Below are 23015 nucleotides of genomic sequence, written 5' to 3' on the forward strand. Positions count from 1 at the left end.
CCTCGTCCTATGGCAAGGGCACGGCCGCAATCATGGCGCGCACCTGCTCGACCGCGCCCCGGCCCGCATCGCCCACCGGCGTCATGCGGTGCGCCACGGTCTGCGGCAGCACGGCCTGCACGTCGTCGGGCGCCACGTAGTCGCGGTTGGCCAGCAGCGCCTGCGCCTTGGCGGCGCGCAGCACCGCGATCCCTGCGCGTGGCGACAGGCCTTGCAGGAACCAGCGGCCATTGCGCGTGGCGGCGACCAGGTCCTGCACGTAGTTGAGCAACGGATCGGCGGCATGCACCTGCTGCACGCGCTGCTGCAACGCGGTCAGCTCCTCGGCGCTCAGCAGCGCCGGGAGGCTGGCCAGCATCTCGCGCCGGTCGGCGCCGGCAAGCAACTCGCGTTCGGCGGCGCGGTCCGGGTAGCCCAACGAGATGCGCATCAGGAAGCGGTCGAGCTGCGACTCCGGCAGCGCAAAGGTGCCGAGCTGGTCGTGCGGGTTCTGCGTGGCGATCACGAAGAAGGGCGTGGGCAGGGGCCGCGTCTCGCCTTCGATGGTGACCTGCTTCTCTTCCATGGCCTCCAGCAGCGCACTTTGCGTCTTGGGGCTGGCGCGATTGATCTCGTCGGCCAGCAGCACCTGCGCAAAGATCGGTCCGGGGTGGAACACGAAGGCCTGCTGGCCGCGGTCGTAGATGGCCACGCCCGAGAGGTCTCCCGGCATCAGGTCGGCGGTGAACTGCACCCGTGAAAACTGCAGCCCGAAGGTATGAGAAAGCGCATGCGCCAGCGTGGTCTTTCCGACCCCGGGCACGTCCTCGATCAGCAGGTGCCCACCGGCCAGCAGGCAGGCCACGCAATCGCGTACCTGGGCCTCCTTGCCAACGATCACCGTGTTAAGCTGAAAGAGCAAACTGGCGAGCTTCGCTGCGACGTCCATTTTTGTATCCATATGCAAACCATACCGTAAGGCTGGCAGCCCTTGGCTGCAAAAGGTCGACGAGAGACATGGCCAAGACCGGTTACTTGATTCATCGCGATTTCTGGAAGCATGAAATGGGCGAAGGGCACCCGGAATGCCCCGCGCGCCTGGACGCCATCGAGGACCGACTGCTGGCCTCCGGCGTTGGCGACGCGCTCGAGCGCATCGATGTCCCCATTGCCACATTGCCGCAGATCACGCGGGCCCACAGTGTCGAGCATGTCGAACACCTCGAGGAACTGAGCCAGCGCCTCGTGGCCGACGTGCCGGCGGGCGGCCCTGACCATGCGCAGATCGACCCCGACACCTCGCTCATGAAGTTCACCATGCTGGCCGCGCGGCGGGCGGCGGGGGCTGCCGTGGCCGCCGTCGATGCAGTCATGAGTGGCATGGTCGAGAACGCATTCTGCGCCGTGCGTCCTCCCGGCCACCATGCGTGCCGCGAGCAGGCCATGGGCTTCTGCTTCTTCAACAACGTCGCCATCGCGGCCCGCCATGCGCTGGAGGCGCACGGCCTGGAGCGCGTGGCCGTCGTCGACTTCGACGTGCACCACGGCAACGGCACCGAGGACATCCTCGCCAACGATCCGCGCGTGCTGATGGTGAGCTTCTTCCAGCATCCGTTCTATCCGTACAGCGGCACCGAGCATGCGGCCTCGAACATGCTGAACATCCCGGTGCCGGCCTACACCAAGGGCATGGACATCCGAGAGGTGGTCGAGATGCTGTGGATACCGCGGCTGGAGGATTTCAAGCCGCAGATGATCTTCTTCAGCGCGGGCTTCGACGCGCACCACGAGGACGACCTCGGCCAGATGCGCCTCAACGAGAACGACTACGCCTGGATCACCAATCGCGTGCGCAACGTGGCGCGCCAGTACGCGGATGGCCGCATCGTGTCGATGCTGGAAGGCGGCTACAACCTCGGTGCGCTGGCACGCAGCGTGGAAGCGCATGTGCGGACGCTCGCGGATCTGTAGGTAGATGCTCGGCGACTTCAGTCAACTCCTCGGCGAAATCCAGCTTCGCACGATCTCCGTCGAACTCGCGGCCCTGATCGCCTGCCTGGCACTGGCCTGGGCCATCTGCCGTTGGTTCGGCCGCGACCAGCCCAAGGAATCGATCTGGTTCGGCCGGTACACCTTCGACGGCCTGCTGTTCCCGCTGCTGGCGCTGCTGTTCTGCGACCTCGCGCGGCGCGCCGTGATGGGCTACCAGCCCGTGCTGCTGCTGCGGATCGCCGTGCCGGTGCTGCTGTCGCTGGTGGCCATCCGCCTGTTCGCGCGCGTGCTGAAGACGGTGTTCCCGCGGTCCACGCTGGTCAGCCTGATCGAGCGCACCATTTCGTGGCTTGCATGGATCGCGGCGGTGCTGTGGATCGTCGGGTTGTTGCCGCCGGTGCTGGCCGAACTCGATGCGATCACGCTGTCCTTCGGCAAGACCCGCGTGAGCGTGCGCACCATCTTCGACGGCATCTTCTCCGCCGCCCTGGTGCTGGTAATCACGCTGTGGATCTCGGCCACCATCGAGAAGCGCATCCTGCAGGAGGCCGTCACCGATCTGTCGATGCGCAAGGTGGCGTCGAATGCTATCCGGGCGTTTCTCTTGCTCACTGGCCTGCTGTTCGCGCTGTCGGCGGTGGGGGTGGACCTGACGGCGTTGTCGGTGCTGGGTGGCGCGCTTGGCGTAGGCCTCGGCCTTGGCCTGCAGAAGCTGGCAGCCAACTATGTGAGCGGCTTCGTGATCCTGCTGGAGCGCTCGATCCGCATCGGCGACAACGTCAAGGTCGACACCTTCGAAGGCCGCATCACCGACATCAAGACCCGCTACACGCTCATCCGCGCGGGCAACGGGCGCGAGGCCATCGTGCCGAATGAGTCGCTCATCACGAGCCGCGTCGAGAACCTCTCGCTGGCCGATCGCCGCTTCAACCTCACGACCAGCGTCGTGGTCGGCTACGGCAGCGACGTGGCGCAGGTTCAGGGCATCCTGACGGCGGCGGCCTCGGCGCAGGCACGCGTGCTCGGTGATCCTGCGCCGATCGCCTTCCTCATGAACTTCACGCCCGATGGCATGGAGTTCACGCTGAATTTCTGGGTCGCCGATCCGGACCGCGGGAAGGACAACCTGCGCTCCGACATCAACATCGCGATCCTCCAGGGGCTGCGGAGCGCCGGCATCGACATCGCCCAGGCGCAACGACGGGTGCTCGTCGAGAACATCGCAAATAGCGCTTCACCTGCGGCCGACACTCGCCTATAATCACTAAAAAGCACGATCGTTCGTTTTTAAAGATTGCGAAGTGCCAGCCGCCTAGAATGCGCGGTTGCGCTGAGAAGTAATTCCCCTGTTTTCATAAATCCCAGGAGTCAAACCAATGAAGGTTCTCGTAGCGGTCAAGCGGGTCGTTGACTACAACGTCAAGGTTCGCGTCAAGTCCGATGGTTCCGGCGTCGACATCGCCAACGTCAAGATGAGCATGAATCCCTTCGACGAAATCGCCGTCGAAGAGGCCGTGCGTTTGAAGGAGAAGGGCATCGTGACCGAAGTCATCGCCGTCTCCTGCGGCGATGCCAAGTGCCAGGAAACGCTCCGCACCGCGATGGCCATCGGCGCCGATCGCGGCATCCTGGTGGAGACCGCCGAAGAACTGCAACCGTTGGCCGTGGCCAAGCTGCTGAAGGCGCTGGTCGAGAAGGAACAACCCCAACTCGTCATCCTCGGCAAGCAGGCCATCGATGACGACGCCAACCAGACCGGCCAGATGCTGGCTGCGCTGGCCGACCTGCCGCAAGCCACCTTCGCTTCGAAGGTCGAGGCTGCTGGGGACAAGGTCAACGTGACCCGTGAAGTTGACGGTGGCCTCGAAACCATCTCGCTGACGCTGCCGGCCGTCATCACCACCGACCTGCGCCTGAACGAGCCGCGCTATGTGACGCTGCCCAACATCATGAAGGCCAAGAAGAAGCAGCTCGATACCTTCAAGCCCGAAGACCTCGGTGTCGACGTCAAGCCGCGCCTGAAGACCCTGAAGGTCAGCGAGCCGCCCAAGCGCGGCGCCGGCATCAAGGTGCCCGACGTTGCCACGCTGGTGGACAAGCTCAAGAACGAAGCCAAAGTGATCTGAAGAGGAAAGACAAGAACATGACCGCACTCGTCATTGCCGAACACGACCACGCCACCGTCAAGCCGGCGACCCTCAACACCGTGACCGCCGCAGCCGCCTGCGGTGGCGACGTCCATGTGCTGGTGGCCGGCGCCAATGCCGCCGAAGCCGGTGCCGCTGCCGCGAAGATCGCAGGCGTCTCCAAGGTCATCGTGGCCGACAGCCCGAGCCTGGCCGAGAACCTCGCCGAGAACGTCGCCGCGCAAGTCCTGGCCATCGCCGGCAACTACAGCCACATCCTGTTCCCCTCGACCGCCAACGGCAAGAACGTCGCACCGCGCGTGGCCGCCAAGCTCGATGTGGCGCAGATCTCCGACATCACCAAGGTCGTGAGCGCCGACACCTTCGAGCGTCCGATCTACGCGGGCAATGCCATTGCCACGGTGCAGAGCGCCGATGCGACCAAGGTCATCACCGTGCGCACCACGGGCTTTGACGCAGCCGCTGCCACGGGTGGCAGCGCAGCCGTCGAGAACGCAGCCGGCGTGGCCGACAGCGGCAAGTCGACCTTCGTCGGCCGTGAAGTCACGAAGAGCGAGCGTCCTGAACTCACCGCCGCCAAGATCATCGTCTCCGGTGGCCGTGCACTGGGCAGCGCCGAGAAGTTCCAGGAAGTCATGGCGCCTCTCGCCGACAAGCTCAACGCCGGCCTCGGTGCCAGCCGCGCAGCCGTCGACGCAGGCTACGCACCGAACGACTGGCAAGTGGGCCAGACCGGCAAGATCGTCGCGCCGCAGCTCTACATCGCCGCGGGCATCTCGGGTGCGATCCAGCATCTGGCCGGCATGAAGGATTCCAAGGTGATCGTCGCGATCAACAAGGACGAAGAAGCCCCGATCTTCTCGGTGGCCGACTATGGCCTCGTGGCCGACCTGTTCACGGCCGTGCCGGAACTGGTGAAGGCGCTCTGATCCTCCACCGCTGAAATCGTCCTCAAGGGCATCGTTCGCGATGCCTTTTTTACGTCATCCCAGGAGAGACAACAAATGAGCTACACCGCCCCCCTCAAGGACATGCTGTTCGACATCGAACACCTGGCCAACATCGCTGAAGTCGCCAAGCTGCCTGGTTTCGAAGACGCCGGCCTGGAAACCGCACAAGCCGTGCTCGAAGAATGCGCGCGCTTCAACCAGGACGTGATCGCACCGCTGAACGTCGAGGGCGACCGCGCCCCGTCGTCGTTCAAGGACGGCAAGGTCACGACCACCGCCGGCTTCAAGGATGCTTACGCGCAGTACGCCGCAGGTGGGTGGCAAGGCATCCAGCATCCCGCCGACTTCGGCGGCCAGGGTCTGCCCAAGACCATCGGCGCGGCTTGCACCGAGATGCTGAACTCGGCCAACATGAGCTTCGCCCTGTGCCCGCTGCTGAGCGACGGTGCCACCGAGGCATTGCTGATGGCCGGCTCGGATGAACTCAAGGCCACCTACCTCGAGAAGCTCGTCGCCGGCGAATGGACAGGCACCATGAACCTGACCGAGCCGCAGGCCGGCAGCGACCTGGCCCTGGTGCGCAGCCGCGCAGAGCCGCAGCCCGACGGTACCTACAAGGTCTTCGGCACCAAGATCTTCATCACCTACGGTGAGCACGACATGGCCGAGAACATCGTCCATCTGGTGCTGGCCCGCGTGAGCGGCGCACCGGAGGGCGTGAAGGGCATCAGCCTGTTCATCGTGCCCAAGTTCATGGTCAACAAGGACGGCTCGCTGGGCGATCGCAACGACGTGCACTGCGTCAGCATCGAGCACAAGCTGGGCATCAAGGCCTCGCCGACCGCAGTGCTGCAATACGGCGACCATGGCGGCGCGGTGGGCTACCTCGTCGGCGAGGAGAACCGCGGCCTCGAGTACATGTTCATCATGATGAACGTGGCCCGCTATGGCGTGGGCCTGCAGGGCATCGCGGTCGCCGAGCGCGCCTACCAGGCGGCCGTGGCCTATGCGAAGGAGCGCGTGCAGAGCCGCCCGGTCGATGGCTCGATCAAGGCCAGCGCGCCGATCATCCATCACCCCGACGTCAAGCGCATGCTGATGACGATGCGTGCGTATGTCGAAGGCTGCCGGGCCATGGCCAGCGTGGCCGCCGCCGCCTACGACGCCGCGCACAAGCATCCGGAAGCCGACACGCGCAAGCAGAACGAGGCCTTCTATGACTTCCTCGTGCCGCTGGTCAAGGGCTACAGCACCGAGATGAGCCTGGAAGTCGCATCTCTGGGCGTGCAGGTGCACGGCGGCATGGGCTTTATCGAGGAAACCGGCGTGGCGCAACATTTGCGCGATGCCAAGATCCTGACGATCTACGAAGGCACGACCGCGATCCAGGCCAACGACCTGGTCGGCCGCAAGACCATGCGCGATGGCGGCGCGACCGCCAAGGCCATCGCCGCGCAGATCGAGAAGACCGAGGCCGAACTCGCCAAGCGCAGCAGCGCCGCGTCGGCCTCGATGCTCAAGCGTCTGAAGGCAGGCCGCGAAGCCTTGCTCGACGTGGTCGACTTCGTCGTGAGCCAGGCCAAGGGCTCGCCCAACGCCGTGTTCTCCGGCAGCGTGCCGTACCTGATGCTCGCGGGCAATGTGGTCGCCGGCTGGCAACTCGCCCGCTCGCTGATCATCGCGGAAGACCTCGCCTCGCAGAACAACGACGTCGCCTTCATGACGGCCAAGGTCGCGACGGCACGCTTCTACGCCGAGCACATCCTGAACAAGGCGCCTGGCTACCGCGACAGCATCGTCGACGGCGCCGAGAGCGTGACGGCGCTGGCACTCGAAGCCTTCTGAAATACGGGCAGCCGGCCGCGAAGGACGCGAAGGTGACGCGAGGGAAGCGAAAGAAATTCCATAATTTTTGGTGTTCCTTTTGCGTCCTTCGCGAAACCTTCGCGTCCTCTGCGTCCGGAAGTCCGCTTTCGCATTCATCCAAATTCCCTGAGACACCCTGACCATGTCGAAGCTCCCTCCCGTCCTCGCCAACCTGCCGCTGCCCATCATCGGCTCGCCGCTGTTCATCATCAGCAACCCCAAGCTGGTGATCGCCCAATGCAAGGCCGGCGTCGTCGGCTCGATGCCGGCGCTCAATGCTCGCCCCGCTGCGCAACTCGAGGACTGGCTCGCCGAGATCACCGAGGAACTGGCCGCCTACAACAAGGCCAACCCCGACAAGCCCGCCGCACCCTTTGCCATCAACCAGATCGTGCACAAGAGCAATGACCGGCTCGAGCACGACATGGAAATGGTCGTGAAGTACAAGGTGCCGATCGTCATCACCTCGCTCGGCGCTCGCACCGACGTGAACGATGCGGTGCACAGCTACGGCGGCGTGACGCTGCACGACATCATCACCGACAAGTTCGCGCGCAAGGCGATCGAGAAGGGCGCCGACGGCATCATCGCCGTGGCGGCCGGTGCGGGTGGCCATGCGGGCGTGAAGAGCCCGTTCGCGCTGATCCAGGAAATCCGCGAATGGTTCGATGGCCCGGTCGCGCTGTCGGGCTCGATCTCCACCGGCGGCGCGGTGCTGGCCGCGCAGGCCATGGGCGCCGACTTCGCCTACATCGGCACCGCCTTCATCGCGACCGAAGAAGCGCGCGCGAGTGACGAATACAAGAACGCCATCGTCGCCGGCAGCTCCGACGACATCGTCTATTCGAACCTGTTCACCGGCGTGCACGGCAACTACCTGGCGCCGTCGATCGTCGCGGCCGGCATGGACCCGAACAACCTGCCCGAAGGCGACCTGAAGACCATGAACTTCGGCGGCGGCGAAGGCAGCAAGGCCAAGGCCTGGAAGGACATCTGGGGCTCGGGCCAGGGCATCGGCGCGATCAAGGAAGTGGCCACGGCCGCTGCCTACATCGAGAAGCTCAAGGCGGAATACTTCGCCGCCCGCAAGCGCCTCGCGCTCTGACCGGGAGACTCGCAGTGGCCACCTTGCCGCAGCAACCAGCGGCCGGGCGAATGCCACTGTTGGACGCCGTCAAGGGCGTCGCCTGCCTGCTCATCGTCGGGCACCACCTGGTTCGTTACGGGCCGCTGGCCGATGGCGCGGCGCCGCTCGCGCCGTGGTTGTTCGACTGGCTTTCGCAGCAAGGCCGGTTGGCGGTGCAGGTCTTCCTGGTGATCGCCGGCTTCCTCTCCGCCGCGAGTTTGGCGCCCGCGGGCCTGCTGCGCAGCGACCGGCCGGCCATGCGCGCGCTCTGGCAACGCTATGGGCGCCTGGTCATGCCTTACCTCGCGGCGCTCACCTGTACGGTGCTGGTGGCGGCAGCGGTGCGGCCCTGGCTCGACGATGAAGCCGTGCCGGGCGCACCGAGCCTGCCGCAACTGATTGCGCATGGGCTCCTGCTTCAGGACCTGCTGGGTTACGAGGCACTGTCCGCGGGTGCCTGGTACGTGGCGATCGACTTCCAGTTGTTCGCGCTGGCCATCGCGGTGTTCGGACTTGCCGGCGTGGTGCAGCGGCATTGGCGCCTGACGCTTGCACAAGGTCGCTGGCTGGGTGCGATGCTGGTCGCGGTCCTGGTGCTTGGGTCCTTGCTGGTGTTCAACCGCCAGGCCGAACTCGACATCACCGCCATCTATTTCTTCGGGGCCTATGGGCTGGGGATGCTCGGCTTCTGGATCGGCCGCGCGACGCGCGGCATCGCCTGGCGCAGCGCCGTGGCACTGCTTGGCACGGTGGGGCTGGTGGCCTTGGCCATCGAGTGGCGCAGCCGCATCGCGGTGGCATTGGTGACCGCGCTCGCCATCGTGCTGGCGGATCGACGGGGCTGGCTCGCGCCGAAGCATTGGCCGACCGTGGCGATGCCGCTCTTGCGTCTGGGGCGGATCTCTTACTCGCTGTTTCTGATCCACTTTTCAGTGATCCTGGCGGTCAACGCGGTGGTCAGCCATTGGGCGCCACGCACAGCCTGGGGCGACGCGCTCGGATTGCTGGGCGCGGTGGCGCTGTCGCTGGGAGCCGCGACGGTGCTGTATGCGCAGGTCGAGCAGCGGCCGGCGACATGGCGCACGTTGCTGGTCCTGTTTGGCGGCCTGGTGTTGTGCGGGATGCTGACGGCGCTTTGATGCCTTCATGAGGCGGTGCGGCCTCGAGGCCGTTGAACGGGGTGCGCAACCCGGCGAACGGCATGTTGCACGCGGCATCCGGACGGTGCACGCTGCGCGGCTGTGAAACACTCCGCCGACGGATGACACCGCCACCCTCGCAGCGCCCGCACCTGCAATCGCTTCCCTCGCAAAAGATCGGCAGCGCCGTTCAAGGTGTTGCGGCGCTGCTGTGGCTGCCGCAGGCCGCCTTGCTGGCCTGGGCCGTCGACGGACTCGCATCGGGTCGCGGCATGGCGGCGGTCGGGTGGCCGGCGCTGGGCATCCTGTTGCTGGGCCTGTTGCGCAGCGCCTGCGAAGCCTGGGGAGCACGCCGGGTCTTTGCGCAGGCTCGGGCCCACCTGACGAGCTTGCGGGCGCACGCGGCGACAGCGCTGGCGGCCGGCTCGCCTTCGGATCGCACGCGTGCGCCCTCGGGCTTGGCCGCCAGTGTCATGGCCGAACAGGCAGAAGCCGTGGTGCCGTACCTGGTGCGCTATCAACCGGCGCGTTGGCGCGTGATGGTGGTGCCGCTCGCCATCGCGGCCGTGGTGGCCAGTCTGTCCTGGGTGGCGGCGCTGGTGCTGCTGGTCGCGGCGCCATTGATCCCGGTGTTCATGGCCATCATCGGCATGCGTGCGTTGGCGGCGAGCAAGGCGCAGATGGTGGAGATGGGCAGCATGAACGCCTTCCTGCTGGACCGCCTGCGTGGCCTCGCGACCTTGCGCGCGCTGGGCGCGGTGGATGCCACGGCTGAGCGGCTCGATGCGTCCGCGCAGTCGCTGCGGCAGCGCACGATGGCCGTGCTGCGCATTGCGTTCCTCTCATCGGCCGTGCTGGAACTGTTCTCCGCGCTGGGTGTGGCGATGGTGGCGGCGTACGTGGGCTTTCATCTACTGGGCACGCTGGACTTCGGTACTTGGGGCGAGCAGCTCAGCCTGGGCCAGGGGCTGTTCATCCTGCTGCTGGCGCCTGCCTTCTTCGAGCCGCTGCGCGACCTGGCGGCGGTGTGGCATGACCGCGCCGCGGGCGAGGCTGCGTTGAATGGCCTGAAGCAACTGGGCCACCATGGGTTGGCACTGCCTGGAGGGCATGTGGTGAGCGGGGAAACCGTGCACGCGAATGGCGCACCTTCGCTGAGCGTGCGCGACCTGCACTTCTCGCACCCAGGGGAATCGCCGCTGTTCGAGGGCTTCGAGCTTCGCATCGCTGCCGGCGAGCACGTGGCCCTGCTGGGCGCGAGCGGTTCCGGCAAGACCGCGTTGTTGTCGCTGATGGCTGGTCTGCTGCCGATGACGCGCGGGGAGATCGAGATCGGTGGCGTGGCGCTGTCGGACCGCACCGCGGCCGCATTGCGACAGCGCATCGGGTGGATGGGGCAGAAGCCGCATGTGTTCGCGGGCTCGGCGGAGGCCAACGTGGCGCTGGGCCGGCGCGGCATCGGTGCGACGGAGGTGCAGGCTGCGATACGTTTCGCGCGACTGGCGTCCGTGGCGCAGGCGCATCCGGGCGCGGCGCTGGGGGAGGGCGGCAGCGGGCTATCGGGCGGGGAGGCGGTGCGCCTGGCCTTGGCGCGCATCGCGGTGCACGCTGGCGCAGACCTGCTGCTGGTCGACGAGCCCACGGCGCACCTCGACACGGAAACCGCGGCGCGCGTGGCCGACGCGCTGCTTGCCCTCGCCCATGGAAAGACATTGATCGTGGCCACGCATGACCCGGTGCTCGCGGCACGCATCGGTCGCGTGGTCGACCTCGACGCCGCAACGATGGAGCAAGCCGCATGAAATGGTGGCGCGACCTGCTTCCGGTGCTGCGTCCCTTCGTTGCCGCGCAGCCGCGCGCCTTGCTGTGGGGCATCGTGCTGGCGGCGCTGACGGTGCTGACCGGCATGGCCTTGCTGGGCCTCGCGGGATGGTTCATCACGGCGACGGCGCTGGCAGGGCTCAGTGCGGGCACGGCGCTGGCCTTCGATGTGTTCGCGCCGTCGGCGGGCATCCGCTTCCTGGCCATTGCGCGCACGGCCTCGCGCTACGGGGAGCGGCTGGTCACGCACGATGCCACCTTCGGCGTGCTGGCGGCCTTGCGAGTGCGCCTGTTCCGCGGCTGGGCACAGCCCGAGGCGGCGCACGCATTGCTCGCGCGGCCCTCGCGCCTGCTGTTCCGCCTGACGGCCGACATCGATGCGCTGGAGTCGATCTATCTGCGGCTGGTCGCGCCTGCGTTCGCGGCCCTGGGCGCCGCATTGCTGGCGGGCGTGGTGCTGGGCTTTATGCATGTGGGCCTGGGCATCGCGATGGCCTTGTGGCTTGTCGGGAGTGGCTGGGGCCTGGCGCTGTGGATCGCGCGACGCGCGCGGCGGCCCGCCGTGTTGCGCGGCCACGCGATCGAGGCCTTGCGGGCGCGTGCGATCGACCTCGTTGCGGGGCAGGCCGATCTCGTGATGGCGGGGCGAATCGATGCGCAGCGCGAAGCCTTGGCCGTGGCGGATGCGCGGCTCGCCAAGGCGGAACTGGAACTCAATCGTCTCGATACTGCCGCCGGCTTCGGCTATGGCGCCTGCGGCACCCTGAGCCTTGTCGCCGTGTTGCTGGCCGTGGGTTGGCTGGTCAGCGAGGGCACCATCGGTGCGCCGGCGGCCGCGCTTGCATTGCTCGTCGCGTTGACGGCGGTCGAGCCCTTCGCGGCGATGCGCCGAGGCGCGCTCGATGCGGGACGCACGTGGCTCGCGACGAAGCGGCTTGGTCCTCGCATGGGCGATGTCGCTGCATCGCCAGCATCGGTGAACGCGTCCATGCCCGCCGACTTGAACGTGCAAGAACTGCGGGCAGGCCATGCCGGCAGTCTTGCCAACGTGTTCGATGGCCTCTCGTTCCACATGGCCGCCGGCGAACGCGTCGCCTTGATCGGTCCAAGCGGCGCAGGCAAGTCGACGCTGCTGTCCATCATCACGGGCGAGATGGCGCCGCGCGCAGGCACCGTGACGTGCCCGCCCGCCTGCCTGCTGGTACAGCGCACCGAACTTTTCCAGGACAGCCTGCGCGACAACCTCAAGCTTGCCGACCCCTCGGCCGACGACGCGCGCCTCTGGTCGGTGCTCGATGCGGCGGGGGTTTCCGGGGAAGTAAGCCGAATGGCCTCAGGCCTGGCGACAGCTTTGGGCGAAGGCGGCCTGGGCTTGTCGGGAGGGCAGGGCAGACGGCTTGCGCTCGCGCGGCTCTTCCTGCGTAATACGCCCCTGTGGGTGCTGGACGAACCCACCGAGGCACTGGACACCGCGACGGCACACGACGTGTTGCGGCGACTGGCTGAACATGCTGCGGGCAGGAGCCTGCTGATCGCAACGCACCTGCGGCGCGAGGCAGCGCTCGCCGATCGGCTCGTCTGCCTGAGGGATGGCCGCATCGTGGCCGACCTGCGGCGAGGGATGGAGGCATTCGATGCAGCGCTTCAGACGCTGCGACCAGACTGACGAAGACTCGAACCAAGGAGTTGGACCATGGAACTGGACATCGTTGCACTCTCGCGATTGCAATTCGGCGTGACAGCGCTGTACCACTTTCTCTTCGTGCCGCTCACCATCGGCCTGTCGATCCTGCTGGCCATCATGGAGACCGTCTACGTGATGACGGGTCGTGTCATCTGGCGCGACATGACGAAGTTCTGGGGCGTTCTTTTCGGCATCAACTTCGCGATGGGGGTGGCGACTGGCGTGGTGATGGAGTTCCAGTTCGGCATGAACTGGTCGTATTACAGCCACTACGTCGGCGACGTGTTCGGTGCGCCGCTGGCGATCGAGGCCCTGATGGCGTTCTTCCTCGAGGCGACCTTCGTCGGGCTGTTCTTCTTCGGCTGGGACAAGCTGTCGAAGGTGGGCCACCTGGTCGCGACATGGTGCGTGGGCCTGGGCACCAATTTTTCGGCGCTGTGGATCCTGATTGCCAACGGGTGGATGCAGAACCCGGTCGGCGCGGTCTTCAATCCGCAGACCATGCGCATGGAGGTGAGCGACTTCGCCGCGGTGCTGACGAACACGGTGGCCCAGGCCAAGTTCGTGCACACGGTGTCGGCCGGCTATACCTGCGCATCGGTGTTCGTGCTGGGCGTGTCGGCCTGGTACCTGCTGCGAGGGCGCCATGTGGAACTGGCCAAGCGCTCGATGACGGTGGCGGCCTCCTTCGGGCTGGCCGCGTCGCTGTCGGTGGTGGTGCTCGGCGACGAGAGCGGCTACCAGTCGAGCGAGCACCAGAAGATGAAGCTCGCGGCCATCGAGGCGATGTGGGAGACGCACCCGGCACCCGCCGCGTTCACCGTCTTCGGCTTTCCGGACCAAGAGGCGCGGGAGACGCACTATGCGGTGCACATTCCGGCGGTGATGGGCCTGATCGGCACGCGCTCGCTGAACACCGTGATCCCTGGCATCGACGAGATGAGCAAGCGCGCCGAGGTGCGTATCCGCGAAGGGCTGAAGGCCTACGACGCCTTGCAGCAGATCCGCGAGGCCGGCAGCACCACCAAGGTGTCGCAAGGCGTGCGCGATGCCTTCGAGTTCAACGGGCCGGACATGGGCTACGCCCTGCTGCTGAAGCGCTACGTGGACGACCCGCGCAAGGCCACCGACGAGCAGATCAAGAAGGCCGCCTGGGACACCGTGCCGCCGGTGGCGCCGCTGTTCTGGCTGTTCCGCATCATGGTCGGCATCGGCATGTTCCTGATCCTGCTGACGGGCACCTTCTTCGTGCTGTCGGCGAGCCGCCAACTGGATCGGCATCGCTGGCTGCTGAAGGTGGCGGTGTGGTCGATCGCGCTGCCGTGGATCGCGATCGAGGCGGGTTGGATGGTGGCCGAGATCGGTCGCCAGCCTTGGATCATCGAGGGAGTGTTGCCGACGGCGGTGGCGGTGTCGAACCTGGGCGCGATGACGGTGCTGCTCACGCTGTGCGGCTACATCGTGATCTACACGATCCTGCTGATCATCGAGATGAAGCTGATGCTCAAGGCGATCCGCAAGGGGCCGGAACAGGAGCATCCGCCGCATGTGGTCGGCGAGGCGTTCCAGCGCGCCGTGCCTTCGTCTGTCCGTACTGCCATGGAGTGACGCCATGATCCTGCATGAACTCCTCGGCTACGACACGCTGCGCATCATCTGGTGGCTGCTGATGGGCATCGTGCTCATCGGCTTCGCGCTGACCGACGGCTTCGACCTCGGCGCCGGCATGCTGCTGCCCTTTGCCGGACGCACCGACCTGGAGCGCCGCGTGGTGATCAACAGTGTCGGCCCGGTGTGGGAGGGCAACCAGGTCTGGCTGATTCTGGGCGGCGGCGCGATCTTCGCGGCCTGGCCGCAGCTCTATGCGGTGTCTTTCTCCGGCTTCTACCTCGCGATGTTCGTGATCCTCACGGCCATCATCCTGCGGCCGGTGGCCTTCAAGTTCCGCAGCAAGCGTGAGGACCCGCGCTGGCGAACGCGCTGGGACTGGGTGCTGTTCTATTGCGGGCTGGTGCCCTCGCTGATCTGCGGCGTGGCGATCGGCAATGCGATCCAGGGCGTGCCCTTCCGGCTGGAGCCCGACATGCAGATCCACTACGAAGGCAGCTTCTTCGGCCTGCTCAATCCCTTCGCGCTGCTGTGCGGACTGGTGTCGGTGGCGATGCTGGTGATGCATGGCGCGGCCTGGCTGGTGTTCAAGACCGAAGGCGCGGTGCAGGCGCGGGCCGGCAAGTACGGGACCATCGCCGCGCTTGCGACCGTTGCGCTCTACGCGCTGGCCGGCGTGTTGCTGCTGTTGTACGTGACGGGCTATCGCGTGACCAGCACGGTCGACCCGCTGGGTCCGTCGAACCCGTTGATCAAGACGGCAACTGCGCATGCCGGTGCATGGTTCGGCAACTATTCGGCCCACCCGTGGACGCTGATCGCGCCGGTGCTCGGTTTTGCGGGCGCGCTGCTCGCGACGGTGGCACTGCTGGGACGGCGCGGCGGGCTGGCGTTGCTGGGCTCCGCGCTGGGCATCGCCGGCATCATCCTGAGCGTGGGTGCTTCGATGTTCCCCTTCATCCTGCCGTCCTCCCTCGACCCGCACGCCAGCCTCATCGTGTGGGATTCCTCGTCGAGCCACCTGACGCTGTTCATCATGCTGGTGACGACCTGCATCTTCCTGCCCATCGTGCTGGCCTACACCGGCTGGGTCTACAAGGTGTTGTGGGGCAAGGTGGATTCGGATGCCATTCGCGACGAATCGGGCCATGCGTATTGATGATCCGCCTCCAGGCGCCTGAAAGGATCGACTGATGTGGTACTTCTCCTGGATTCTCGGCCTGCCACTGGCGGCGGCCTTTGCGGTGCTCAATGCCATGTGGTACGAGCTGATGGATGACGAGGCGATCCGTCGCGAGCAACTGGGGATGCCGGAGCCGGCGGAGGGGCAGGAACGGCTTTAGCTTCTCAGGGGGTGGGCACCAGTTCGAAGCGGGTGCCGCAGATCGTCACGTTGCCGGCGTCGCATGGCAGCCCGCGCGCCTCGGCGGCCTGGCGGATGGCCGCGGCATCACGCACCTTCAGCGCGACGGCGGCGAGCCCTTCGCCGCGACTGTCGATGGCTTCATCGAAATGCAGCGTTGCATTGTCGACCTGCATTTGCCAGCCGGCATCGGACGACTCGACCGGGCGTTGCAGGATCTGGCCCCACTTGCTGGCCAGTGCGGCCGGGTCCGTGCCTTGGAGTACAGCGCCAGCGATGCCCTCGACGCGGTCGGTGACCACGGCATCGCGCCAATGCGGGCCAGCCGGCCAATAGGGCCCTTGCAAGTCGGCACCGTTGCGCGTGGTGTTGATCTCCAGCAGCGCACCGCCGGTGTCACGCGGATGCAGCTGCATCCCTTCGTAGTCGCCCAGCGCCAGCGGCGCGGCGATGCGCACGCCAATGCTTGCGACGTGCTCGCGCCAGCGTGGCAGCGCTTCGGTGTCCAGGATGACCATGTAGCCGCCGTCGCCGCCACGGCGGTCCAGGTAGCGGCCAGCGGCGGTGCCCTCGCGTAGCGGCGCAACCACTTCGAGGAAGCTGTTGCCGAAGGGCATCAGCGCGTTGTGCAGGCCGAAGTGGGCGACTGCCGGGTCGCGATGGCAGACCTTGATGCCGAACACGGCGCAGAGGTCTTCGACGACCGGCTCAAGCTCGCGCGCCACGAGGCAGATCTGGCGCAGGCGAAGGTAGGTGGGGCTCACGTGTCTCCTTGGTTTCAAAAGCCTTTCGGGTCTGCGAAATACGATAGGGCAAAAGTCGAAACCAACGAGACACACACAGGACTGCCATGAACTACCAGGACATCACCGTCGCCGTCGAAGCCTTCGTCTGCACCATCGCGCTGAACCGCCCCGAGCGGCTCAATGCATGGACGCAGCGCATGGAGAACGAATTCCGCAGCGCCATCGAGGCCGCATCGACAGACGATGCCGTGCGCGCCATCGTCGTGACCGGCGCCGGTCGCGGCTTCTGCGCGGGCGCCGACATGGACATCCTCGAAGCCGGCGCCGCGTCGGGCGGCGAGGGCGCCGCCGCTGCGAGTTCGCCGAAGCCCCGCATCGAAGGCATCGAGCGGAACTACGAGTGGCGCTTCAGCTACCTGCTGCGCGTGCCGAAGCCGATCATCGCGGCCATCAACGGACCCATCGCCGGCATCGGCCTGTGCATGGTGCTGTTCTGCGACTTCCGCTACATGGCCGAGGGCCAGAAGCTGACCACGGCCTTCGCCCGGCGCGGCCTCATCGCAGAGCACGGCACCTCGTGGATGCTGCCGCGGCTTGTCGGCGTGACCAACGCGCTGGACCTGCTGATGTCGGCCCGCACCGTGGTGACGAGCGAAGCCGCTGCGCTGGGACTGGTGAAGGCGCTGCCGGCCGAAGGCTTCCTGGCCAGCGTCCAGCAGTCAGCGCGCGACCTGGTTCACTTCGCGTCGCCGCGCTCCATCGGCGTGATCAAGCGGCAGGTGTACGACAGCCTGTTCCAGGATCTGGATCGCGCATGGGAGCGCGCCGACGAGGAGATGCAGGCCTCGTTCAGGAGCGAGGACTTCAAGGAGGGCGTGGCGCACTTCCTCGAGAAGCGCGCCCCGGCTTTCACGGGGCGCTGAGCGGCGTATCACTCCCAGGGCGTGGCCGGCGGCACCGCCGCGGCCGGCTCCACATCCACGCTCTTGAAATCCGCGGGCGAAACGATCTCCAGGTACTCCATGTCGGGCGAGTAGTCGAACAGGAAATGACGGATGCCGGGGCGTTGGTGGACCACGTCGCCGGCCTCGACCAGTGTCTCCTGGTCCTCGTACATGAAGCGGGCCCAGCCCTTGACCATGATGACGATCTGGAAGTTCGCCTCATGCCGGTGCCAGCCGGTGCCGCCTTCCGGGGGCATGTTGGCCTTCACCAGGTGCGCGATGACCTGGCCATTGGTCGCCTCGGCCACGCCGAGGTCGCGGTACAGGAAGAAGTCGCGCAATCCGCCGGAGGCGAATTGCGTGTCACCGGGCTTGACGTGCGAGAACTTGGTGGCGGTTCGGTCCAGCATGGGGCACTCCTTCGGAGATGGTTGATGCTGCGCCGCAGCACGCAAAAACCATTCCCGAGGAACGCACCCGATCAGGCGTTGACGACCACCGAAAGAGGGCGCGCCTGCCGCTCACGCGCCATGACAAAACGCTCGCGCAGCTGCCGCGCCAGTGCGGGTGCATTGCGCTGGACCAGGGCCACGCCGTAGCTGCCCAGCGGTTGGCCTTCGAGGCTGATCTGCACGCTGGAGAAGTAGTGGCCCAGTGCATCACAGGCATCCCAGAGGCACCGTTCGAGCGACTCGAGCGTGGTCTCGGTGTGCAAGAACGAATCGGCGCTGGCGCTCAGGCTGTATGCGTAGACCTGGGGGCGGATGCAGCGGATCTGAAGATGGGGTTGCATGAACGAATACCTTCGATAACGGTCGTCATTCGACCGGGATCAAAGGTATTCACGGGGCGATTTGGTGTCCATACGTCGTATGGCCACGCGACTAGATCAAGCGTACTGGCGCCGTGCTATGCGGGCAGCAAGGCCCACGGCGATTCGCGGAACGCGAGCTCGTGCTGCTTCATGGCCTGGGCCAGTCGCGCAACTTCCGCTGCTGCGCCAGGCATGCGGCGCGCCATCGCGTCGATCTGCTTGGCATAGGCGTCCGTCAATTCCTGCCATTGACTGAAGGCAAGGCCCATGTCGCTGGTAGAGCTCATCATTTCGTAGCTGTCCGTTTCCGCCTTCGCGGCGTTCGTGGCCATCCCATGTGCTGGTTCTGTCGGCCTTCGAGTCTCCCTGCCATCCGTACTTTAAACAACGGGCCCGCATATTTTCCGCTGGCGCGGTCAGGGAGGATCGCTGCCATCAGACGGAGTCCTTGCCCTTTGTAATCAACGTCCTACGACGAGAGCCACAGCACAACACTGCACCGAATGGCTATGACGCAGTTCACAATTGCCCTAAAAGTAGTACTCAATGTTACTCTTTGTTAACTATTTCGTTTGCGATTGTGTTGCGTAAAAGTCGCATCGGCAACGCATTTCGGTGCGTGCAGCGGCCGGAACGGGGCGCGTGGCGTTTGTTGGGATAATCCCGCGCCATGAGCGGCAACACTTTCGGCACCCTTTTCGCAGTCACCAATTTCGGTGAATCCCATGGCCCTGCGATCGGATGCGTCATCGATGGCTGCCCGCCCGGCATGGCACTCAGCGAGGCCGACATCCAGGGCGACCTGGACCGTCGCCGTCCCGGCACCAGCCGCCACGTCACGCAGCGCAACGAGCCCGATGCGGTGCAGATCCTTTCCGGCGTGTACCAGGGCAAGACCACCGGCACGCCGATCGCGCTGCTGATCCAGAACACCGACCAGCGCAGCAAGGACTACGGCAACATCGCCCAGCAGTTCCGCCCCGGCCATGCCGACTTCACCTACTGGAAGAAGTACGGCATCCGCGACCCGCGTGGCGGCGGGCGCTCGTCGGCACGGCTCACCGCGCCGATGGTCGCGGCCGGCGCGGTCGCCAAGAAGTGGCTGGCCGAGAAGTACGGCACCGTGTTCCGCGGCTGCATGCAGCAGATCGGCGACATCGTGATTCCCTTCGAGAGCTGGGAGCATGTGCCGAACAACCCCTTCTTCGCGCCGATGGCCGACGTGTCGCAGCTCGAGGCCTACATGGACGCGCTGCGCAAGGCCGGCGACTCCTGCGGCGCGCGCATCCGCGTGACGGCGTCCAACGTGCCGGTCGGTCTTGGCGAGCCGCTGTTCGACAAGATGGATGCCGACATCGCCTACGCCATGATGGGCATCAATGCGGTGAAGGGCGTGGAGATCGGCGCGGGGTTCGGCAGCGTGACGCAGCGCGGCACGGTGCATGGCGACTCGATCACGCCGGAAGGCTTCGAGAGCAACAATTCGGGCGGCACGCTCGGCGGCATCAGCACGGGGCAGGACCTGGAAGTGAGCATCGCTATCAAGCCGACGAGTTCGATCATCAGCCCGCGGAAGTCCGTCGACGTGAACAACCAGCCGGTCGAGGTCGTCACCAAGGGCCGGCATGACCCCTGCGTCGGCATTCGTGCGACGCCGATCGCGGAGGCGATGCTGGCGCTGGTTGTGATGGAGCATGCGCTGCGCAATCGCGCGCAGAACGGCGACGTGGGTGCGAACAGCGAGCCCGCGAACGACGCGGCCGTTGCGCAATCCTCCCTGCTGTAGGCGGTGACGGCGCCGGGCGGCGCGAGCCGCGGCCAGTTGCTGGCGTTCGCTGCCTTGTCGGCCAGCTATTTCGCGCACATCGGTTTCTTCAACCCGTACCTGCCGCTCTGGTTGAAGGACCAGGGCCTGCCGATCTTCACGATCAGCTTGTTGGCAGCGGTGCAGTCGTTCACGCGGGTGTTCGCTCCCTATGCGTGGGGCGCGCTGTCGGACCACACGGGCGAGCGGGTGCGGCTGCTGCGCATCAGTGCGGCGATTGCGCTGGCGGTCTCCTTCGGGCTGTGGTTCCAGGGCGGGGCCTGGTGGATCGCGCTGGTGCTGTTGCTGCTGTTCACGCACACCAGCTCGATGATGGGGCTCACCGAGGCGGCGATGGCGCATCTGGTGGCGGGCGACTGGGGGCGCTACGGGCGCATCCGCCTGTGGGGCTCGGCGGGCTTCCTGGTGACGGTGTTCATCGCGGGGGAATGGTTCGAGCGCTTTGGCATGCGTCACTTTCCGGCATGGGCCGCCGTCACCCTGGGGCTGGTGCTGCTGTCGACCTGGCAGCTTCCGGACATGCGCGAGCCACCGGCCGCATCGCACGAGGCGCGCGCGCCGATCGGTCCGGTGCTGCGGCAGCCGGCTGTGCGCTGGTTCCTTGCGTCCCTGTGCCTGCATGTGACGGCGCATTTCGGGGTCTACGGCTTCCTGTCGCTGTACCTGGATTCGCTGGGCTACAGCAAGGCCATGATCGGCGTGCTCTGGGCCGTGTCGGTGGTGGGGGAGATCGCCTGGTTCTTCGGCCAGGGGCGCTTCATTTCGCGCATGCCGATGGCGCGCTGGCTGGTGGTCTGCGGGGTTGCCGGTGCGCTGCGGATGGCCATCACCGGGGCGGCGGGGCAGTGGCTGGTGGCCATCGTGCTGGCGCAGGCGCTGCATGCGATGAGCTTCGCGGCACACCACACCAGTTGCATCGCCATGGTCACGCGTTTCTTCCCCGGCCGCTTGCGAGGCCGCGGGCAGGCGCTGTTCACGGTGGTGGGCTATGGGGTCGGTGGCGTGGCGGGGGTGCTGCTGGGCGGCGCGATTGCGAGCCGCTTCGGCTTTGGCGTGATGTTCGGCGCCTCCACCTTGCTGTGCGTGCTGGCCACCGGCTGCGCTTGGCAACTGGAGCGCATCGAGCGACGGGCCGTGCAGGTCGCAGCGGCTTGACCTGTGCCGGGCCGGATGACCCGCGGTCGCACGCGGCGTTGCGCGGTCCATGACAATGGGTCGCCAGACCCAACCCTTGGAGCCTTCATGTCGCCGATCCGAAGCCTCGCCAGCGCTGCCTTGCTCTCCGTCGCAGCGTTGCTGTCGGCCTGTGCCGCGGTCGGCACGCCGACAAGCCCGGCCGCGACAAGCGCCGCGGCGAATGCCTCGCCCGCGCTGGTCTTCTTCGCTTCCGAGGAAGGCGTGGCTCGGTTGGCCCGATCGCGCGCCAAGGCGGACTTCGCGGCACTCGCCAACCAGTTCGAGGCCCAGTACAACGGCGCATTCTGCGGACCCACCTCGGCCGCCATCGTGCTCAACACGGTGAACATCGGCCGCGGCGCGGAAGTCCCACGCGACCACACGCGCCTGCGCAAGGACGATGTGCAGTTCATGCCGCCCGGGGCCGATCCGATCGTGCCGCGCTTCACGCAGGACCTCGTGATCGACAAGGGTCCGAAGACACGTGCGCAGGTACTCGGCGAACCGGTCACCATCGGCGGCAAGCAAGTGCGGGACTTCGGCTACCAGTTGCGCCAGTTCGACGCGATGCTGCGCGGGAACGGGCTCGTCACCCGGGCCGTCGTCGTCGATGATGCGCTTTCCGAGCAGTCCATCCGCGCCGACATGGCGGACAACCTGGCACGCAGCGGCGACTATGTGATCGTGAACTACCGCCGCGAAGCCGTGGGCCAGAAGGGCGGTGGGCACATCTCGCCGGTGGGCGCCTACGACGCAGCCTCCGACTCCTTCCTCGTGCTCGACGTCAATCCGTCCGCGGCGGGTTGGGCCTGGATACCGACGGCGACGCTGGTCAAGGCCATGCGCACCTTCGACACGGTGGAAAACCGCGGGTACGTGGTGGTCAACGGGCCCTGAAGCCGGTTCAGATCAGGTTGCGCATCGCCTGTGCCGTCTCCCGCAGCACCGGCAGCACGCGCTTCACCGCATCCTCGCTGCCCTCATGCCCCATCGGCATCGTGATGTTGAGCGCACCGACCAGGTCGCCGCGACGGTCGCGCAGTGGCACCGCGATGCCACGCGAATTCAGGTCGAGTTGCTGCTCCGACAGCGACCAGCCCTGCGCCCGGATGCGCATCAGCTCCAGCCGCATGCGCTCCTTGCTCGCGATGGTGTGAGAGGTGAACACCGCGAGTTCATGCGTGGCCAGCCAGTGGTCCATCTCGGCGTCGGTGCGCAGGGCCAGCATGAGCATGCCCGCGGCCGTCACCTGCGCCGGCACGCGGGCGCCCAGCACGTAGCCGGTGCTCATGTTGCGGTTAGGGCCGTTGCGGGCGATGTAGACCACTTCGTCGCCGTCCATCACGCTGAGGTAGACCACCTCGTGCGTGCCGGCCGACACGCGCTGCAGGAAAGGCTGCACGATGCGCGGCAGCCGCGCCGATTCCAGGTACGACTGGCCGAGGCGCAGCACGCGCGGCGTCAACCAGAACAGCTTGCCGTCGCTGGCCACGTAACCCATGTATTGCAGCGTCAGCAGGTAGCGCCGCGCGGCGGTGCGCGTCATGCCGGTGCGCTGGCCGGCCTGGCTGGCGGTGAGGCGCGGATTGGCGTCGTCGAAGGCTTCGATCACGCTGATGCCGCGCTCGAGGCCGGCAATCCAGTCGCGCTTTTCGAGTCCGGGCGGGGCTTCGTTTTCTTCTCTCGCCATCGAGCGTCTCCTCGGTGAAACCCCGGCAAGCGGACGATGATCGCCTAGGGCGGATCGATGATCGCACGAATGCATCGAAAAGTGGATCACCGTGGCCTGCCAGCCGTTAAAGTCCGGTCGAAACGGCATCGCCGCGCGAGCGATG

At 66.4% G+C, this 23015-nt stretch carries 22 protein-coding genes; 16 read left to right on the forward strand and 6 right to left on the reverse strand.

What is annotated here, in order from left to right:
• Positions 1-7: 7 nt before the first annotated feature.
• Entirely contained in the window at positions 8-928 is a 921-nt protein-coding gene (locus tag WKW79_RS19125; protein ID WP_340336772.1) for an AAA family ATPase, read from the reverse strand.
• 68 nt (positions 929-996) lie between these two features.
• Between WKW79_RS19125 and WKW79_RS19130 the strand changes: the two genes are divergently transcribed.
• The 12 genes from WKW79_RS19130 (at position 997) to cydX (ending at position 15655) form a co-directional block, all read left to right on the forward strand.
• Complete coding sequence (locus WKW79_RS19130; protein WP_340336773.1) at positions 997-1950, forward strand: histone deacetylase family protein; 954 nt, start codon at positions 997-999, stop codon at positions 1948-1950.
• 4 nt (positions 1951-1954) lie between these two features.
• Positions 1955-3232, forward strand: coding sequence for a mechanosensitive ion channel family protein (locus WKW79_RS19135; RefSeq protein ID WP_340336774.1), 1278 nt, complete (start codon positions 1955-1957; stop codon positions 3230-3232).
• Positions 3233-3347: 115 nt separating this feature from the next.
• The gene (locus WKW79_RS19140) at positions 3348-4097 is read left to right on the forward strand and encodes an electron transfer flavoprotein subunit beta/FixA family protein (protein ID WP_340336775.1); all 750 of its coding nucleotides are present in this window, start codon (positions 3348-3350) and stop codon (positions 4095-4097) included.
• Between the two features lie 17 nt (positions 4098-4114).
• Positions 4115-5047, forward strand: coding sequence for an electron transfer flavoprotein subunit alpha/FixB family protein (locus WKW79_RS19145; RefSeq protein WP_340336776.1), 933 nt, complete (start codon positions 4115-4117; stop codon positions 5045-5047).
• Positions 5048-5122: 75 nt separating this feature from the next.
• Positions 5123-6913 (forward strand): acyl-CoA dehydrogenase, encoded by a 1791-nt coding sequence (locus tag WKW79_RS19150; protein ID WP_340336777.1) that lies wholly within the window; start codon positions 5123-5125, stop codon positions 6911-6913.
• 163 nt (positions 6914-7076) lie between these two features.
• The gene (locus WKW79_RS19155) at positions 7077-8039 is read left to right on the forward strand and encodes an NAD(P)H-dependent flavin oxidoreductase (protein WP_340336778.1); all 963 of its coding nucleotides are present in this window, start codon (positions 7077-7079) and stop codon (positions 8037-8039) included.
• Positions 8040-8089: 50 nt separating this feature from the next.
• The gene (locus WKW79_RS19160; RefSeq protein ID WP_340336779.1) at positions 8090-9199 is read left to right on the forward strand and encodes an acyltransferase family protein; all 1110 of its coding nucleotides are present in this window, start codon (positions 8090-8092) and stop codon (positions 9197-9199) included.
• A 122-nt stretch (positions 9200-9321) separates the two neighbouring features.
• Positions 9322-11001, forward strand: a complete 1680-nt coding sequence (gene cydD, locus WKW79_RS19165; protein ID WP_340336780.1) for a thiol reductant ABC exporter subunit CydD — start codon at positions 9322-9324, stop codon at positions 10999-11001.
• Positions 10998-12686, forward strand: coding sequence for an amino acid ABC transporter ATP-binding/permease protein (locus WKW79_RS19170; RefSeq protein ID WP_340336781.1), 1689 nt, complete (start codon positions 10998-11000; stop codon positions 12684-12686). The genes cydD and WKW79_RS19170 overlap by 4 nt, the downstream gene beginning before the upstream one ends.
• Before the next feature lie 27 nt (positions 12687-12713).
• The gene (locus WKW79_RS19175; RefSeq protein ID WP_340336782.1) at positions 12714-14312 is read left to right on the forward strand and encodes a cytochrome ubiquinol oxidase subunit I; all 1599 of its coding nucleotides are present in this window, start codon (positions 12714-12716) and stop codon (positions 14310-14312) included.
• Between the two features lie 4 nt (positions 14313-14316).
• A complete protein-coding gene (gene cydB / locus WKW79_RS19180; protein ID WP_340336783.1) occupies positions 14317-15471 on the forward strand; it encodes a cytochrome d ubiquinol oxidase subunit II in 1155 nt (384 codons plus the stop codon).
• Positions 15472-15505: 34 nt separating this feature from the next.
• Complete coding sequence (gene cydX, locus WKW79_RS19185; RefSeq protein WP_340336784.1) at positions 15506-15655, forward strand: cytochrome bd-I oxidase subunit CydX; 150 nt, start codon at positions 15506-15508, stop codon at positions 15653-15655.
• 4 nt (positions 15656-15659) lie between these two features.
• Here the strand turns inward: cydX and WKW79_RS19190 are convergent, their stop codons facing one another.
• A complete protein-coding gene (locus WKW79_RS19190) occupies positions 15660-16439 on the reverse strand; it encodes a VOC family protein (protein WP_340336785.1) in 780 nt (259 codons plus the stop codon).
• 86 nt (positions 16440-16525) lie between these two features.
• On the opposite strand from WKW79_RS19190, the gene WKW79_RS19195 reads away from it, so the two are divergent.
• Positions 16526-17344: an enoyl-CoA hydratase gene (locus WKW79_RS19195; RefSeq protein ID WP_340336786.1), complete on the forward strand. Its 819-nt coding sequence runs from the start codon at positions 16526-16528 to the stop codon at positions 17342-17344.
• A gap of 8 nt (positions 17345-17352) precedes the next feature.
• Here WKW79_RS19195 and WKW79_RS19200 read toward each other — a convergent pair whose 3' ends face one another.
• The 3 genes from WKW79_RS19200 to WKW79_RS19210 form a co-directional block, all read right to left on the reverse strand.
• Entirely contained in the window at positions 17353-17775 is a 423-nt protein-coding gene (locus tag WKW79_RS19200; RefSeq protein ID WP_340336787.1) for a cupin domain-containing protein, read from the reverse strand.
• A 71-nt stretch (positions 17776-17846) separates the two neighbouring features.
• Positions 17847-18158 carry a hypothetical protein gene (locus WKW79_RS19205; protein ID WP_340336788.1) on the reverse strand — a complete coding sequence of 104 codons (312 nt, stop codon included), beginning with the start codon at positions 18156-18158 and terminating at the stop codon, positions 17847-17849.
• Between the two features lie 116 nt (positions 18159-18274).
• Positions 18275-18511 carry a hypothetical protein gene (locus tag WKW79_RS19210; protein ID WP_340336789.1) on the reverse strand — a complete coding sequence of 79 codons (237 nt, stop codon included), beginning with the start codon at positions 18509-18511 and terminating at the stop codon, positions 18275-18277.
• Between the two features lie 338 nt (positions 18512-18849).
• Between WKW79_RS19210 and aroC the strand changes: the two genes are divergently transcribed.
• From aroC to WKW79_RS19225, 3 genes are all read left to right on the forward strand, one after another.
• Positions 18850-19965 (forward strand): chorismate synthase, encoded by a 1116-nt coding sequence (gene aroC / locus WKW79_RS19215; protein ID WP_340336790.1) that lies wholly within the window; start codon positions 18850-18852, stop codon positions 19963-19965.
• A 3-nt stretch (positions 19966-19968) separates the two neighbouring features.
• Positions 19969-21159, forward strand: a complete 1191-nt coding sequence (locus WKW79_RS19220) for an MFS transporter (RefSeq protein WP_340336791.1) — start codon at positions 19969-19971, stop codon at positions 21157-21159.
• An 87-nt stretch (positions 21160-21246) separates the two neighbouring features.
• Positions 21247-22077: a phytochelatin synthase family protein gene (locus tag WKW79_RS19225; RefSeq protein WP_340336792.1), complete on the forward strand. Its 831-nt coding sequence runs from the start codon at positions 21247-21249 to the stop codon at positions 22075-22077.
• A gap of 7 nt (positions 22078-22084) precedes the next feature.
• Here WKW79_RS19225 and WKW79_RS19230 read toward each other — a convergent pair whose 3' ends face one another.
• Positions 22085-22870: an IclR family transcriptional regulator domain-containing protein gene (locus tag WKW79_RS19230; protein WP_340336793.1), complete on the reverse strand. Its 786-nt coding sequence runs from the start codon at positions 22868-22870 to the stop codon at positions 22085-22087.
• Positions 22871-23015 lie beyond the last annotated feature (145 nt).

The sequence above is a fragment of the Variovorax robiniae genome (assembly GCF_037889955.1).
GTDB classification, from domain to species: Bacteria; Pseudomonadota; Gammaproteobacteria; order Burkholderiales; family Burkholderiaceae_C; genus Variovorax; species Variovorax robiniae.